This is a genomic window from Clostridium sulfidigenes (assembly GCF_052067195.1).
In the GTDB taxonomy this organism is placed as follows: domain Bacteria; phylum Bacillota; class Clostridia; order Clostridiales; family Clostridiaceae; genus Clostridium_J; species Clostridium_J sulfidigenes.
On sequence record NZ_JBQHQR010000003.1, the window covers coordinates 286,426 to 303,502 of the forward strand.

Below are 17,077 nucleotides of genomic sequence, written 5' to 3' on the forward strand. Positions count from 1 at the left end.
GAGAAGTTAAGATGTCCGAACATCCTAAGGAAGGGATATGTAATGATAAAAAAATATGAAAAGGTTCAAAGACTTATACAAAAAGAGGTTTATAAAGAGATTTACTGCAGGGAATGGAACTCTTCCATTATTTTAGAAGGACAGGTAGAGAGTTGGGATATGGTTATTAAAGCTGGTAAACTTGCATCTAAAAGAGGATACAAGGGTGTAGTAAATAAAATAACTGTGAAAGGTTTAAAAATACCTCTAATTAAAGCGCCAATTATAAGAGATTCGCATTTAAATGGAAAAAGGGTAGATGTACTTATTATTGGAGGAGGAGTTATAGGGTGTGCTATTGCCAGAGAGCTTGTAAAGTGGGAAATGTCTATTTTATTGCTTGAAAAAGAATCAGATTTGGCAATGCACACATCATCAAGAAATGATGGGATGATACATCCAGGTATAGAAGCTCCTATAGGAAGTAAAAAATCCATATTTAATGTTAGAGGTAATGAGCTTTATTCAAAGATTACAAAGGAGCTAGGGGTACCTTTTGAAAGATGTGGCTCTACAGTGCTTTTTGATAGAGGATTTATAAGGTTAGCTAAACCTTACCTTATGAGTAGAGCACGGAAGGCTGGAGTAAAGGATGTAGTTATTTTAAATAAGGTACAGGTAAAAAAAATAGAACCAAATGTGACGGAGAATATAGTTGGGGCAGTTCATTTTGGAACAACAGGTATATTATCTCCTTATAGGATGACCTATGCTTTTGCAGAAAATGCAGCTATGAATGGAGTCGATTTTTCCTTAGATACCTTAGTAGAATCATTCCTTATGGATGGAAATGAGATTATTGGAGTAAATACAAATAGAGGATTAATATATCCTAAGGTAATTATAAATGCAGCTGGAATCTTTGCTGATAAAATTGCTAACATGGCAGATGATCAGTTTTTCACAATACATCCAAGAAAAGGAGAGACGCTAATACTAGATAGAAAGAAAGGTTCTTTAATTAATGGAGTGGTAGCTAAGCCAAGCTTAAATCTGACTAAAGGAAATACTAAGGGTGGAGGTATTATAAAAACAATAGATGGAAATATATTGGTAGGGCCTGATGCTTATGAACAACCCTTTAGAGAAGATTATTCTACAAATTCAACAAATATAGAGAATATACTAAGAAAGCATTTACCTGTAGTACCTAAATTATCTAATGGTGATGTAATAACATATTATGCGGGAATAAGAGCAGCTACTTATGAAGAAGATTTTATCATTGAACGCTCTGAACGTGTTGATAATTTAATTTATGCAGCAGGTATCCAATCACCAGGTCTTGCATCTGCACCAGCTATAGCAGAGGAAATTGAGAAGATAACCTGTAGATTATTAGCTGAAAAAATACAGATAAAGAAAAAAGATTATTGGAATCCAATAAGAAAAGGAATACCAGAAGTAAGAAATATGTCCTTTGAGGAAAGGGCTAAGCTAATAAAAGAGAAACCAGAATATGGTGAAATAATTTGTAGATGCGAGGAAATAAGCAAAGGTGAAGTTCAAGATGCTTTAAGAAGTCCTATAAAAGTCTATACAGTAGATGCTATAAAAAGAAGAGTTAAGGCTGGAGCAGGCAGATGTCAAGGAGGATTTTGTTTACCACAGGTGTTAAAGATTATTAATGAGGAATCTGGTAAAAGTTTTGATAAAACAACTAAGAAAGGTAAAGATTCTAACATTCTTATAGAAAAAGTACAAAGTAAATATAATAATCTTACAATAAATGATAATGAGGTGAAATTAAATGAAAGACAATAAATTTCACTTTGATGTAATAGTTATAGGTGGAGGTCCAGCGGGGCTTGCAGCAGCATTAGCATCTAATGAGAAGGGAAGTAAAACATTAATTGTTGAAAGAGAAGAAAAATTAGGTGGAATATTAAAACAATGTATTCATGATGGATTTGGATTAATTACCTTCAATGAGACACTTAGTGGACCAGAATATGCCGATAGATATATGAGAAAGATTAGGGAAAAAGAGATATCAATTTATAAATCAACATTTGTAAGTAAAGTAGAAAAGTTAGAAGAAAGTTTTATATTAACCTTAATAAATTCAAAAGAAGATGTTTTTCAGGTTAGCTCTAAGGCGTTAGTTTTAGCCAATGGGTGTAGAGAGAGAACGTCTAGACAAGTTTTTATAAATGGAGATAGACCTGCTGGCATATATTCAGCAGGAACAGCACAATATTTAACAAATATCATGGGTTATCTACCTTGTAAAAACTGTGTGATTTTAGGAAGTGGAGATATTGGATTAATTATGGCTAGAAGGTTAACCTTGGAAGGTGCCAAGGTTATAGGTGTGTATGAAATGAAAAGTACTCCTTCAGGATTAAGCCGAAATATTATGCAATGCTTAGAAGATTATAATATTCCATTACATTTATCCCATACAGTAACTAGGGTAATAGGGGAGAGCAAAGTTTCAGCAGTTGAAACATGTAGAGTTGACGAAAATATGAAGCTCATTGATGGAACAGAAGAGATAATTAAGTGTGATGGATTAATATTATCAGTAGGATTAATACCAGAAAATGAGGTAGCAGAAAGTTTGAATATAGAAATTGATCCATTAACCAAAGGACCAAAGGTAGATCATAACTTTAGGACAAGTGTAAATGGGGTATTTTCCTGTGGAAATTCTCTTCATGTTAATGATTTAGTAGATTATGTATCAGAAAGTGGGAAATATGCTGGAGAACAGGCAGCAACTTATGAAGAAAATAGTTATAGAAAATTAGTGGATATAACCTTTGATAAAAAAGAATTTCTATATGTAGTACCACAAAGCATAGATTTAAATTCTATAGATAAAGATATAACAATTTACTTTAGAAGTAAAGATGTAATAGAAGATGTAAAAGTGGAATTTTACTTAGGTAACAAGGTAGTATTTATGAAAAAGTATAATATAATAAAACCTCCGGAAATGGAAAAAATAATTTTAAACTTAAAATCATTTTCTGTAAATAATATGGATAATCTAAATTTGGTTATGAGTAAAATTAAAGAGGGTGTATAAGGTGGAGTTAAAAAGAATCACCTGTATAGTGTGTCCTAATGGTTGCAAACTTACTATAATTGAAAAAAATGAAGAACTATTAGTGGAAGGTAATAAGTGCAAAAGAGGCATAGAATTTGGAATTAATGAGATTAAAAATCCATTAAGAAGTATTGCTTCAACAGTAAATACAATATATAAGAAAATGCCAAGACTACCGGTGAGAACTGATGGACTGATTCCAAAGAGTAAAATATTTAATGTAATGAGAGAAATAAGTAAAGTAGTAATAACAAATCATGTTGATATAAATGATGTAATAATTGAAAATGTATTAAATACTGGAGTTAATATAATTTCAACCTCAAGTTTGATTGAGATATTAAAGGAGGAGTATCCGAATGGAGGATAAATATGTTCTCTCCATAGATTGTGGGACACAAAGTGTAAGAGCGTTGATATTTAATGGATTAGGTACATTAGTAGCTAAAGAGAAGCTAGATTTTCAACCATACTTTTCAAATAGACCAGGATGGGCAGAACAAGATCCAGAGATTTGGTGGCAAGGTGTATGTCATGTATGTACAGCACTAAAAGAGAATAATTCTGCTTTTTTCAATGAAATACTTGCAGTATCAGTAACAACACAAAGAGATACAGGTATAAATGTAGATAAAAATGGGGAAGCATTAAGACCTGCAATAATATGGTTAGATCAGAGGATGGCAGAGTGTAAAAAACCTATAAGTAAAAAATATGATTTTCTCTTTAGGTTAATTGGAATGAAAAAAGCCATAGAGGTTTCAAGGAAAAAATGTAAAGCAAATTGGATAATGGAAAATCAGCCGGAAATATGGAGAAACACTTATAAGTATTTATTACTTTCAGGATATTTAAATTTTAAATTAACAGGAAATTTTGTAGATTCTATAGCATCTCAGATTGGACATATACCTTTTAATTTTAAAAAGAAAGATTGGCCAAAAGGAAATAAAGATTATAGATGGGAAATTTCGGGAGTTGAAAGAGAAAAACTACCTCAGCTTGTAGAGGTGGGAGAAAGAATTGGGGAAATAAGTCAAGAAGTTGCAAAGGTTACAGGGTTAAAGATTGGAATACCTGTTATTGCAGCAGGATCAGATAAAGGTTGTGAAACCTTAGGTACAGGTTGTAAGAATGAAAAATGGGTAAATTTAAGTTTTGGAACAACAGCTACAGTTCAGACTATGTCAAAAAAATATATAGAGCCTTTAATGTTTATGCCAGCTTATCCAGCTTGCATCCCAGGATATTATAATCCGGAATTTGAAATTTTCAGGGGGTATTGGATGATTAGTTGGTTTAAGAGGGAATTTGCTAGAAAGGAAGCTATGGAAGCTGAAGAAAGAGGTATTTCTTATGAAGAAATATTAAATGAAAGATTAAAGGATGTTCCACCGGGATGCCATGGGTTAATGCTTCAACCATATTGGGGACCAGGTTTAAAATATCCTGAGGCAAAGGGAGCAATTATAGGTTTTGGAGATGTTCATACAAGAAGCCATATTTATCGAGCTATTATTGAAGGAATAAATTATGGATTATTAGATGGAATAGAAAAAATAGAAAGAAAGACTAAGGAAAAAGTGAAGTATGTAATGGTTTCAGGAGGCGGATCTCAAAGTGATACTATTTGTCAAATAACTGCCAGTATGCTAAATAGAAAGGTTTATAAAACTACCACCCATGAGACGTCAGGATTAGGAGCAGCTATTATAACTTTTGTAGCTTTAGGAATGTATGTAACTTACAATGAAGCTATTGAGAAAATGGTTCATTACAAAAAAATATTTACTCCAGAAAAAGAATATACAGAAATATATTCAAAACTTTTTAAGAAAGTTTACAAGAGAATATATAGAAGACTTAAATCACTATATTCAGATATTGGAAAGATAACAAATTATCCAGATATTTAATTGTATATGGGGGAATTATATATGAATAAAAATGAAGATATTTTCACACCAAATTGGTATGAAGATTTGCCACCAGAAGGATCCTATAGATCTATTTTAAAATGGGGAAACCCTAAGGAATTTAAACATCCCAATCCTAGATTATACACTTTGATGAAGAAAACCTTTGAAATGACTGATGATGATTTTAAAACACCTCAAAAAATGGGTTTAGAAAAGGTTAATTTTGAAAAAGAGATTACTTTAGCAGAAGGGCAAATTGCTCACTTTAAACACATAGTAGGAGAAAATAATGTAAGAATGGACCCTTATTCAAGGCTTCAAATAGCTTATGGAAAAACTATGATAGATTCAATGAGACTTAGAGAAGGTATCGTTGAAAATATTCCTGATATAGTAATACATCCAAGAAGCAAAGAAGATATAAAAGAAATAGTTGAGTACTGTAATGAAGAGAAAATACCAGTGTATGTTTACGGAGGAGGTTCATCTGTAACTAGAGGCGTTGAGTGTGTAAAAGGTGGAGTATCCTTAGATATGAGAGTTCATATGAATAAGGTAGTTAACTTTAATGAAATAAATCAAACAATAACTGTAGAAGCTGGTATGTCAGGTCCGAAACTAGAAGAAACATTAAATAAAGCAAAGGAACTCTTTGGTGCAAAGAGGGCATATACCTGTGGGCATTTCCCTCAATCCTTTGAATATTCGGTAGTCGGAGGCTGGGTTGTAACTAGAGGAGCAGGTCAGAATTCAACCTACTTTGGAAAGATTGAGGATATGGTTATATGTCAAGAGTATATCACGCCGGCTGGAGAAATAAAAACTGATGAATATCCTGCATTAGCTACAGGACCATCCATCGATGAAATCATGATGGGAAGTGAAGGTGCCTATGGAATATTAGTTTCTGCAACTCTTAAGATTTTTAGATACATGCCAGAAAATCAAAGGAGATTTAGTTATATATTCAAGAACTGGGAAGATGCTAGAAATGCAGCAAGAGAGATTATGCAAGGGCAATTTGGATTTCCATCAGTATTTAGATTATCAGACCCAGAAGAAACTGATGTTATGATGAAACTCTATGGCGTAGAAGGAACAATTATTGATAAAATAATGACTGTAAGAGGATATAAGCCAAATGAGAGATGTATGTTTTTAGGATTTACAGATGGAGAAACATGTTTTACAAAGGTAGTAAGGAAAAAGGTTCATAAGATATGTAAAGCGTATGGAGCTATGTCGACAACAGGATATGTAACTAAGGCATGGGAGCACGGAAGGTTTAGAGATCCATATTTAAGAGAAGATTTACAGGATTATGGTATTATGACTGATACCCTTGAATGTTCAGTTAATTGGGAGAATATGGATTACGTTCATAAGGGAGTAAGAGCTTATTGCAAAAGTAGACCAAATACAATTTGTATGACACATATGTCTCATGTTTATCCACAAGGTGCAAATCTGTACTTTATTTTTATAGCTAAAATGAATAAAATAGATGAGTATTTAGAATATCAATATGGAATACTTGATAATATTCAGAAGTATGGAGCTGCGATGAGTCATCACCATGGAATAGGAAAGATGACAGCCCCTTGGCTTGAAGGTCAAATAGGTAAAAATCAAATGGAGGTATTCAAGGTATTAAAAAGTCATTTTGATCCAAATAATATTATGAATCCAGGTGGAACATTAGGTCTTGATTTATCTGATGATAAGAAAAGAATGGTAAAGTAAAAGGATGAAGTAAAATTTAGCTTTAGTGTACCCATAATTGTACTAAAATTTTAAAAAAATAGGTAGAAAAGCATTCTTTATTACTTTTATATTTTTAAAGAAGATATTTAAATTGTAACACAAGTTTTTTCAATCCATAATATAATAACAACACAGTATGTTATTATATGGAGGAATAATAGTGAAAGAATTTTTAAGTGTTGAAGGAGTAGTTAAAAGTATAGAAGTGATGAAAACATCAGTAAATGACACATCGGCATGTACAATGATAATGTCAGTAAGAGGAAGAAGAGATGATGATTTTAACTTAGTAGTTAGCCGAGATACTTACTTTGTAGACCATGTTAATATAAGACCTGGCGATTATATAATTGGATTTTATGATGCATTGGCACCTGTTCCATTAATATTTCCACCCCAGTATAGAGCTATTGTTATAGCCAGAAAATCAAAAAAAGAAAATGTCAAAGTGTCTCATTTCAATAGAAGATTAGTCAGTAGAGATGATTCACTTAGACTTAATATTAGTAATAGAACACAAATATTACTTGAAAATGGCCAGAGCTTTTTGGGCAATATAGAAAATAGAAATCTTGTGGTTGTATATGGAATGAGTACCAAGAGTATACCTGCAATTACAACACCATCACAAATTATAGTTTTATGTGATAATTAGATATTTTATAAATAAGTTTGCCTAGTATGAATAATTATAATACTAGGCAATTTTATTATATTAAATAGAAGCATAATAATTTTATAAATTAAGCGATAATTCTTAAATTTATCTGAAAGCTTCTTTAACTATTTTAACAATGTTTGGAATAACGTCATCTACAATTATTTTTCCCCTTGCAGCTGAAGAGGATTTAGCTGATGCAAGTATTCCAGTTTCGGGAACGATATCTTTTTCTATAGGATATCTAAAATAAGTTGCTGGACTAGCATTTTCAGTATCTAATATTTTATCTTCTCTAACAAGCTCTGGTGCAAAGTACATCATTAATGAAGTCTCTGTAACGGCAGCATGTTCTAAAGCCCATCCTGGGAATGGTACTTCATCAAAAACTTTATCAATAACATCAGGTGACATTGGATCCCACCAGTTAGTAAGAAGAAGCTTTACCTTGTCTCCATATTTTGCAGAACATAGATCCATAGCTTCTACAATAAATGCTTCGTTTTCAAAGTGAGCACTTAAAATAAATATTTTTGTAAATCCATCACGAACAAATTCATCAACAATATCCATTACTAAGGCTTGTAATGTAGCACCATTTAAGTCAATAGTCCCTGGAAATAATGGACCACCACCACTTAATGGTTTTGATTTATATCCATAAGAAATTGTTGGAGCAACTACTCCATTTATTTTTTCAGCTATGCGATAAGCAAACTCTCTTGCTAATACAGAATCTACACAGGTAGGTAAGTGAGGGCCATGTTGCTCTGTAGCACCTATTGGTAATATAATTACATCATCTTTTTTCTTTGCAAACTCTTGCCATGTCATATTTTCCATTTTAACATTTTCATACATAATTAATGTCTCCTATTCTTAAGTGTAATAAAGTTTTTTGATAAGTATTTATATAATAAAAATAAAGTTTACATAATATTATTGTAACATAAGTATGCTTTTACATAATAACCATATTATAAACAAAAATATAAATAGAACTATTAAAATACTAGCATAAGTATTATTTTATATAGGATAGCATAGTAGTGATTTTTAAATTGATTATGATATAATAATTATACTATTAAAGGAAAATAGAGTAATTCATCCTATGAAAATGATTAGGTTTAATTAGGGTGAAAATTAGTTAAAGTTGCATTAATTGATATTGTAATGATTAAACAAGTTTGTGTAAATTATTAATAAGTATATGAATAAAATATAGGATTTAGGGGGAAAAGATATGGAACAGGTTTTTATTGCCTTTGCATTAACGTTATTTGCAGGGCTATGTACAGGAATTGGAAGTGCTCTTGCGTTTTTTGCTAAAAAGACCAATACAAAATTTTTATCAATTAGTTTAGGATTTTCTGCAGGAGTTATGATATATGTTTCTATGATAGAAATTTTTGTTGAAGCTAGGAACTTATTATCCGTTGAACTTGGATTTAAATTGGGTTCTTGGGTTACAGTAGGAGCTTTCTTTTTTGGTATGTTAATTATAGCGATTATTGACAAAATTATACCAAGTGGTGAAAATCCTCATGATATTTATAAAATTGAAGAATTAGAGGGAACGGAAAATGAAAATTTAAAAGATACATCAAAAGATAATAAGAAATTGCTTAGAATGGGATTACTTACAGCACTAGCGGTGGCTATTCATAACTTTCCAGAAGGATTGGCTACTTTTATTTCTGCATTACAAGAACCATCAATAGCCATACCTATAACAATTGCTATTGCTATTCATAATATTCCTGAGGGTATCGCAGTGTCAGTTCCAGTATTTTATGCTACAGGTAGTAGAAAGAAAGCCTTTCTATATTCTTTTCTATCTGGACTGTCAGAGCCTCTAGGTGCTATTATTGGTTATTTAGTGCTAATGCCATTTATTAACAATGTTACTCTTGGAATTATTTTTGCTATAGTTGCTGGTATTATGATATTCATTTCTCTTGATGAATTACTTCCATCGGCAAGAGAATATGGTGAACATCATTTATCTATCTATGGACTAGTAGCGGGAATGGCTGTAATGGCAATTAGCTTATTACTTTTCATTTAAGTAAAAGGATGGTGTTGTAAGTTGCTTGAAAAAAATAGAATTGGATATGCATGTACACCTGCATCTATTCCATATAAAACTTCAAGAAGCTTTTTATTAAAAAATTTTAGTGATAATGTTTTTAATCAGTGTGTTAGAAGTAACATTGATGATTTAATGAATATATTAAAGTGGAATGTAGAAAATGCAATATATTTATTTAGGATAAGTTCAGATATAATTCCCTTTGGTAGTCACCCCATTAATAACCTAAAGTGGTGGGAGACCTATAATAAAGAACTTACAGAGTGTGGAGAATTTATAAAAAATAATAATATTAGGGTTTCTATGCATCCTGGTCAATATACAGTTCTAAATTCTCCTAATGAGGAAGTTGTTGAGAAAAGTATTATGGATCTAGAGTATCATTGCAAATTTTTAGATAGTTTAGGTGTGGACTATTCTAACAAAATTATACTTCATGTTGGAGGGGTATATGGAGATAAAATTTCTGCCATGGAACGATTTAAGCATAATTTTAATAGACTATCAAACTCTTTGAAAAAAAGATTGGTAATTGAGAATGATGATAAGAGTTATACCATAGAAGATGTATTAAATATTTGTAATGATATTAAAATACCAGCAGTGTTTGATAATCTTCATCATCAGCTCAATCCTTGTTCTTTAGAGTGGAAGGATATTTTATACTCTGTTAAAAATACATGGAAGGTTGAAGATGGTCCAGTAAAATTCCATTATTCTGATAGGGATATAAGTAAAAAAGGAGGAGCTCATTCTAAGTTTGTTGTTACTAGTAATTTTTTAGATTATATGAAAAGTATTTCAGAAATTAATTCAGATATTATGCTTGAAGTTAAGGATAAGGAAATATCAACAATCAAGTGTATTTGCACTCTTAATGAGGACTTACCAATTTCAATAAGGACAGAGCAATGGGCGAAGTATAAGTATTCTTTAATGGAAAAGGATTATTTTTATTATAAAAAATGTAGTAGCTTAGTAAATTCTCCTATACCAATGAGAGAAGTGTATATGTATATAGATCAGTGTTTAGAAAAACCTTTTAGTAGAGGAAATTTTATTAACACAGCACAACATGTTTATGGATATATAAAAGATAAAGCAACATTAAAAGAAAAGAACAGATTTAATGAACTTTTAAAAAATCCAGATGAAAATAATATTAAGGTAAAAACTTTGTTAAAGAAACTAAGTGAAAAATATGGAGTGGATTATATTAATAACTCTTATTATTTTATATATTAGATTTAGTTCTAGGTATACATTTTATCCATGGTGATATAAAACAAATACTAAAATAATAAATTTATTGTTTTAAGTATATATTTCTTAAGGGGTGGGAGTGTAAGAATGGATAATTATACGGAATTAATTACAAAAGCATGGAATGAATTTGTGAAATACGGTATAGATAATAAAAAAGTTAAAAAAGATATAAGAGATTCATGGATAAGATGTAAAGAGTATAATGTAGACTATATGGATGGAAGAGGTGTTGAGAAATATAAAGCTCCTGTAGGAATTAAAGTTAAAGAGAATATAGATTTAGTTTCAGTAGCACATTCTATAATGGAGAATTTGTATAACACCATATCAGGTTCAGGCTTTGCTTTATTCCTTGCAGATAAAGATGGATATATAATAGATGTTATTGGTGACGATAGTATTTTAGAAAAAGCCAGGGATTTAAGATTTACAAAGGGAGCCTTATGGTCAGAAAAAGCAGTAGGAACTAATGCTATAGGAACCTGCTTATATCTTAATAAACCAATACAAACTATTGGGGCTGAGCATTATGGTATACAACAACATTCTTGGACGTGTTCATCAGCACCTATACATGATAGTGATGGGAAAATAATAGGGTGTATAAATATGTCTGGCATATGCAAGGATGCACATCTGCATACTTTAGGAATAGTTATTGCAGCAGCTGAATCCATAAAGAAACAGTTAGAACTTATATTATCCTATAATTTATTAAATATAACTTTTGATTCCATTGTAGAGGGAATGATAGTAATAGATGAAAAATTTAATATTAAGAGAGTGAATCATAGAGCAGAAAATATTTTAGATATGAATCAAGATGAAATATTTGAAATAAATATAAAAGAAGCTCTAGGTAATTTAAATTTTGATTACATTATAGAAAATTATGAGGAAGCGTATAATAACATAGAATGTGACTTTAATATTAAGAATAAAAGAATAAAATGTATATTAAATGTTGTACCCATGAATGTTAATAATAGGTCTATGGGAGTAGTTATAACTTTTAGAGAAAGTAAATCTGTACATAGGTTTGTAAATAAAGTGGTAGGATATAAGGCTAACTATAAGTTTAAAGACATTGTAACTAGTAACGATCAAATGATAAATATGATAAATTTTGCAAAAAGGGCGTCAAGAAGTGATTGCAATATATTAATAGAAGGACCTAGCGGCACGGGAAAAGAACTGGTAGCTCAAGCTATACATAATTATAGTGAAAGAAGTAATGGCCCTTTTGTAGCTGTAAACTGTGCTTCAATTCCTAGAGATCTAATGGAAAGTGAATTTTTTGGTTATGATAAGGGCGCTTTTACTGGAGCTGCTAAAGAGGGACATCCAGGGAAATTTGAATTAGCAGATGGTGGAACAATTTTCTTAGATGAATTAGGAGAACTTCCTTTAGGTATGCAATCGAAATTATTAAGAGTTTTAGATAACAATACCATAGTTAGAGTAGGCGGAAATTACGAAAAGAAATTAGATGTAAGAATAATAGGAGCAACTAATAAAGAGTTAAAAGAAGAGGTAAGTAAAAAAACTTTTAGAGAAGATTTGTATTACAGGTTAAATGTAATGAATATAAAAACCATCCCTTTGAACGAAAGAAAGGAAGATATAGAGACACTAGCAAGACACTTTGTTAATAGTCTTAATTTTAAAAATAAAGATAAATATAAACTAATAACAACAGATTATATAAATGAACTAAAAAAACATGATTGGCCTGGAAATGTAAGAGAACTTAGAAATGCTATAGAAAGGGATTATTATTCTAGTGAAAAGGATATAATTTGTGTACAATCTTTGGAAAAGTCACAAATAATAGAAGCTAATTTTAATAATGAGAAAGCAAGTGATGTAGATGAAATAGTACCTATAGATATTTTAGAAAGAGAAAGTATAATAAAAGCTATTAACTCTTGCGGAGGTAACATATTAAAGTCTGCGGAAATGCTAGGAATAAGTAGAGCTACTATTTATAGAAAGATAAAAAAATATAACATAAAAAACCTATAAATTACTTTGTTTTTTTATTATCAATGATTAGAATCATATATGTATCAAAATGAGAATTAAATATAAAAAATCTCAAGATGAGACACTGAGGTGTGTATCATTTTGAGATTTTTTTATTTACCATATAAATTAAATTTTTATATAGGATTTATAATAAATTTAATTAGAAATATAGAATGGGACTTAGTGTAGTCATTTACATAGCTATAAGTAAAATAGGAAAAATAATGTCTAAAAAAGTATTTTAAGTAATGATTTTGGCATAAGACTTGCATGATAAATATGTGAGAATATTAACAATGTACTAGATTATTATTTTTTAGGAGGTATTTTTATTATGAAAGCAGCATTATGGTATGCTAAGAAAGATATTAGGGTTGAAGAGGTAGATGAACCAAAGGTTACTAAAGGAAATATAAAAATTAAAGTTAAATGGTGTGGAATATGTGGTTCAGATTTGCATGAATATTTAGGAGGACCTATTTTCATACCTGTTGGACAACCTCATCCTTTAAGTGGGAATATAGCACCAGTAGTTCTAGGGCATGAATTTTCAGGGGAAGTTGTAGAAGTAGGAGAAGGAGTAACAAAATTTCAAATAGGTGATAGAGTTATTGTAGAACCTATAGTAGCTTGTGGAGAATGTCCAGCATGTAGAGAAGGTAAATACAATCTATGCTCTTCCTTAGGATTTCACGGACTTTGTGGTAGTGGTGGAGGACTTGCAGAATATACTGTATTTCCAGAAGAATATGTGCATAAAATGCCAGAGGGGATGACTTATGAACAAGGAGCTTTAGTAGAACCAATGGCGGTAGCACTTCATTCTATTAGAATTGCTAATTTTAAAACAGGAGATACTGCTATTGTACTTGGTTCAGGCCCAATAGGACTTGCAACTATTGAATGCTTAAAAGCAGCAGGAGCAAAACTAGTAGTAGTGTTGCAAAGAAAATCAATAAGACAGGAATATGCAAAGAGGGCAGGAGCAGATGTTGTTCTTGATCCAAATGAAGTTGATATAGCTATGGAGGTTAAAAAACTTACTGGTGGAACAGGTGTAGATGTGGCCTTTGAAACTACAGGAGCAAAGATAGGCTTTGATATAGGCATAGATAGTCTAAAATATGAAGGAACTATGGTAATAACAAGTATTTGGGAAGATGAAATAAACTTTAACCCTAATGTCTTAGTATTTTCTGAAAAGAAAATAGTAGGAACTTTAGCCTATAGACATGAGTTTCCAGCAACAATTGCGCAAATGAGCGATGGAAGAATTAAGGCAGAAGGATATATAACTAAGAAAATAGCACTTGAAGATATAGTTGAAGAAGGATTTGGAGCTTTGACAGGTCCTGAAAAGAAAAAACATGTGAAAATTCTTGTAACTCCAGATAAAGCTCTTTTAAATAAATAAGAAATCAGAGAAAATGTAGAGATACAAAATGAGTATGGAATAAAATGGCGAAAGCCTAAGGAAACAAATTATCCTTAGGCTTTTAAATTTTTTATTTTAATAAAATTACTTATTGATGTTTGTTAATATCCAAGTTCATTCTCTTAAATAGAATATTGTTTTCAAGATGAATATGCTGGAATAAATCACTCTCTAGTTCTTCAATAATTTTAAAAGTTACAACATAGGTGTTACAACCGTCATTAGGAACTTTGAAATCATTTGTAATTTTTCTAAGTTCTTTTAGAATATCTCCAGCACCTTCATGCTCATCCTCGGTTTCATTAATTACTTCATTAATTTTTTGAAGTTGATTAACACTTGGATTTTTATCATATTCTTTAATTAATGGGAAAAGAATTTGTTCTTCTTTAAGCAAATGTTGTTCTAACTCAGTTTTAAGCATTGAAAAGAGCTTATGGACTCTAAATAGTACGTTATGGTTTATACCATGAACTCTCATTATTTTTGTTGTTAACTCTCCTAATTCAGGAAGTACTCTCTTAGTATAGGCATGATGAGTATTTTCAATATGGTCAATTAATTCACTTGATGTCAATGCCCTAAAATCTATGAATACTTCTTTTGTATTATTACTTTCTTCAAAAATCTCATTTATTTTATTTAATATTAGATTTTCATCAAGATGTAATTCATAGAGTACATCTTCAAGGGGTCTATTACCTCCACAGCAAAAATCAATTTTATATTGTTTGAAAATTTCACTAGCCTTAGGCATAATTGAAACAATTTCTCCTACGGTTTGAGAACTATTAAATTTATTCATATATATTCCTCCAATACAGTGTTATTTAAAGATTTCTTGTTTATAACTCTATAATATATTAGTTATATAAAATATTCTGTGACTGGAGTCATAGTTTTAAAACAAACTATCTAATTATTTTTATTTTTTAATTCATTAAAGCATCTATATCTCGTATCAAAATCTGTTTATTTCCTATCATATCAATGACACCTTCATCTTGTAGTACGCTTAATTTCCTACTAACCGTTTCTCTAGCAGTACCTATATAATTAGCTATTCCTTCACGGCTTAATGGGAGCTCTACAATAACACCATTAGGATGTTTTTTACCATACCTTTCTGCAAAATCAAGAAGTAGTGAATTTATACGCCACTCTATGTTTTTAGTACCCATATTTTGCACTGAGCTCTCTATTTTATCCATTCGACTACATAATTCTTCTATGATTTTAATCCCTATTTTAGGATAATTAATTAAAAGATTTTGAAAGTCATTTTTATTTATCATGCAAATATAAGTAGTTTCTAATGCTTCAACATTATAGGTGGATTGTTGATTATTTAAGAGATTTTTTTCACCAAAGAAGTCACCGTGATCAAATATATATAGAATCTGTTCTTTACCTTCGATAGTATAACGAAATACTTTTACCTTGCCTTTATCTATAATAATTAAATTTTCTAAATAACTCTCTTCCATTATAATTAGCTCACCTTTTTCATATTTTCTTTTTACAATTAAGGTAGCTACCTTACTTAATTCTTCAGAAGATAAACTTGAGAAAATTGGAACTCTTTCTACACATAATTTATGAAGACAATTTTCACAATTACATTTTTTATATTCAGTCATGAATAATCACATCCTTATTTATGAGATGATAAGTTATTTTAAATAATATAACTCTGAATTTCTTTAAAATTAATATATCATTAAAATATTCAAAAGTGAATATTGGGTTTTAAATTTAGATTTTAGCAAATTAGGAACAGCTTAAATTTTAAAGTCTTGATATAATAAAGATACCCTAGGGAAAAGGTCGTGATAAAAGTGAACTACAGTAAGGATATTGATAGGTGTATTGAATTTATAGAAAATAATATTAAGGAAGCTATTACTGTGAGTGAAGTTGCTGAATATGTGGGGTATTCTGTAAACCACTTTTGTAGAGTTTTTACTTTATGTAAAGGTATATCTATAATGGAGTACCTTAGAAAACGTAAGCTATCATTAGCAGCATTAGAACTATTTAAAGGAAGAAAAATTATTGATATTGCCCTTGAATATGGATTTGAAACACCGAGTGGATTTTCAAAGTCCTTTCGGAAAGCTTTTGGATATAGTCCAACACAATATATAGCTAGAATGGATGGATACTTTAATAAGGGAATAACATTTAAAATTGGAGGTTATATTATGAAGCCTATTATTGTTAAAAAGCCAGCTTTTAAGGTAGCTGGATATGGAATAAATACTAATATTGGAGGAACAAGTTATACAAAGGATATTGCATCCTTTTGGAGCAATTATGATGGAGAAAATTTAGAAACAAAGATGTATGAAATCTTAAATCCTCCTAATCATGGGGAAGTTGGTCTATGCGTTCCAACTGATAAAGGGGGAAATGTATGCTATCTTTTAGGAGTCATTGTTGAGGATTTCTCTAAAGTTACAGAGGATATGATTACAGTGGAAGTACCAGAGGCGGAGTATGCAGTATTTACAACTCCTCCAGTGGATGTTACTGTAGACCCTAACCAAGATAAGTTTTCAGAAGTGATTAAAGAAACTTGGAAATATATATTTGAAGAATGGTTTAAAGATAGTGGATATATCTATGACGAAGATAAATTAGATTTTGAATTTTATGATGAGCGTTGTCATTATCGAACAGATACGATTATGGAAATTTATGTTCCAGTAAAAAGGCTACTTGAAAATTAGTTAAATATTAAAGTACAGGCTAAACTTTTGGTGAAAATCAGAAAAGAATTTTGAATTAGAGCCTATGAAAAATAATAAATATAATA

The 17,077-nt window shown here is 30.5% G+C and carries 14 protein-coding genes; 11 read left to right on the forward strand and 3 right to left on the reverse strand.

Features of this window, described 5'->3' with window-relative positions:
- The first annotated feature begins 42 nt into the window (after positions 1-42).
- The 6 genes from ACTNBA_RS05190 (at position 43) to ACTNBA_RS05215 (ending at position 7,432) form a co-directional block, all read left to right on the forward strand.
- Entirely contained in the window at positions 43-1,803 is a 1,761-nt protein-coding gene (locus ACTNBA_RS05190) for an NAD(P)/FAD-dependent oxidoreductase (protein ID WP_441072915.1), read from the forward strand.
- Positions 1,790-3,073, forward strand: coding sequence for an NAD(P)/FAD-dependent oxidoreductase (locus ACTNBA_RS05195; RefSeq protein WP_441072916.1), 1,284 nt, complete (start codon positions 1,790-1,792; stop codon positions 3,071-3,073). Before ACTNBA_RS05190 ends, ACTNBA_RS05195 begins: the two co-directional genes overlap by 14 nt.
- A 1-nt stretch (position 3,074) precedes the next feature.
- Positions 3,075-3,464: a DUF1667 domain-containing protein gene (locus ACTNBA_RS05200; RefSeq protein WP_441072917.1), complete on the forward strand. Its 390-nt coding sequence runs from the start codon at positions 3,075-3,077 to the stop codon at positions 3,462-3,464.
- Complete coding sequence (locus tag ACTNBA_RS05205; RefSeq protein ID WP_441072918.1) at positions 3,454-5,010, forward strand: FGGY-family carbohydrate kinase; 1,557 nt, start codon at positions 3,454-3,456, stop codon at positions 5,008-5,010. The genes ACTNBA_RS05200 and ACTNBA_RS05205 overlap by 11 nt, the downstream gene beginning before the upstream one ends.
- 21 nt (positions 5,011-5,031) lie before the next feature.
- Complete coding sequence (locus tag ACTNBA_RS05210; RefSeq protein ID WP_441072919.1) at positions 5,032-6,756, forward strand: FAD-binding oxidoreductase; 1,725 nt, start codon at positions 5,032-5,034, stop codon at positions 6,754-6,756.
- A 181-nt stretch (positions 6,757-6,937) separates the two neighbouring features.
- Positions 6,938-7,432 (forward strand): hypothetical protein, encoded by a 495-nt coding sequence (locus tag ACTNBA_RS05215; RefSeq protein WP_441072920.1) that lies wholly within the window; start codon positions 6,938-6,940, stop codon positions 7,430-7,432.
- Between the two features lie 108 nt (positions 7,433-7,540).
- Here the strand turns inward: ACTNBA_RS05215 and ACTNBA_RS05220 are convergent, their stop codons facing one another.
- Entirely contained in the window at positions 7,541-8,296 is a 756-nt protein-coding gene (locus tag ACTNBA_RS05220) for a creatininase (RefSeq protein WP_035132102.1), read from the reverse strand.
- A 385-nt stretch (positions 8,297-8,681) separates the two neighbouring features.
- Between ACTNBA_RS05220 and zupT the strand changes: the two genes are divergently transcribed.
- From zupT to ACTNBA_RS05240, 4 genes are all read left to right on the forward strand, one after another.
- Positions 8,682-9,506, forward strand: a complete 825-nt coding sequence (gene zupT / locus ACTNBA_RS05225; RefSeq protein ID WP_441072921.1) for a zinc transporter ZupT — start codon at positions 8,682-8,684, stop codon at positions 9,504-9,506.
- 21 nt (positions 9,507-9,527) lie between these two features.
- On the forward strand, positions 9,528-10,775 hold the full coding sequence (uvsE, locus tag ACTNBA_RS05230) for a UV DNA damage repair endonuclease UvsE (protein ID WP_441072922.1): 1,248 nt from the start codon (positions 9,528-9,530) through the stop codon (positions 10,773-10,775).
- A 105-nt stretch (positions 10,776-10,880) separates the two neighbouring features.
- Entirely contained in the window at positions 10,881-12,821 is a 1,941-nt protein-coding gene (locus ACTNBA_RS05235) for a sigma-54-dependent Fis family transcriptional regulator (protein WP_441072923.1), read from the forward strand.
- A 337-nt stretch (positions 12,822-13,158) separates the two neighbouring features.
- Positions 13,159-14,238, forward strand: a complete 1,080-nt coding sequence (locus ACTNBA_RS05240) for a 2,3-butanediol dehydrogenase (protein WP_343826068.1) — start codon at positions 13,159-13,161, stop codon at positions 14,236-14,238.
- A 109-nt stretch (positions 14,239-14,347) separates the two neighbouring features.
- Here the strand turns inward: ACTNBA_RS05240 and ric are convergent, their stop codons facing one another.
- Positions 14,348-15,064, reverse strand: coding sequence for an iron-sulfur cluster repair di-iron protein (gene ric / locus ACTNBA_RS05245; RefSeq protein WP_441072924.1), 717 nt, complete (start codon positions 15,062-15,064; stop codon positions 14,348-14,350).
- 127 nt (positions 15,065-15,191) lie between these two features.
- On the reverse strand, positions 15,192-15,899 hold the full coding sequence (locus ACTNBA_RS05250) for a Crp/Fnr family transcriptional regulator (RefSeq protein ID WP_441072925.1): 708 nt from the start codon (positions 15,897-15,899) through the stop codon (positions 15,192-15,194).
- A gap of 198 nt (positions 15,900-16,097) precedes the next feature.
- Between ACTNBA_RS05250 and ACTNBA_RS05255 the strand changes: the two genes are divergently transcribed.
- On the forward strand, positions 16,098-16,991 hold the full coding sequence (locus ACTNBA_RS05255) for an AraC family transcriptional regulator (RefSeq protein WP_441072926.1): 894 nt from the start codon (positions 16,098-16,100) through the stop codon (positions 16,989-16,991).
- Positions 16,992-17,077: the final 86 nt, after the last annotated feature.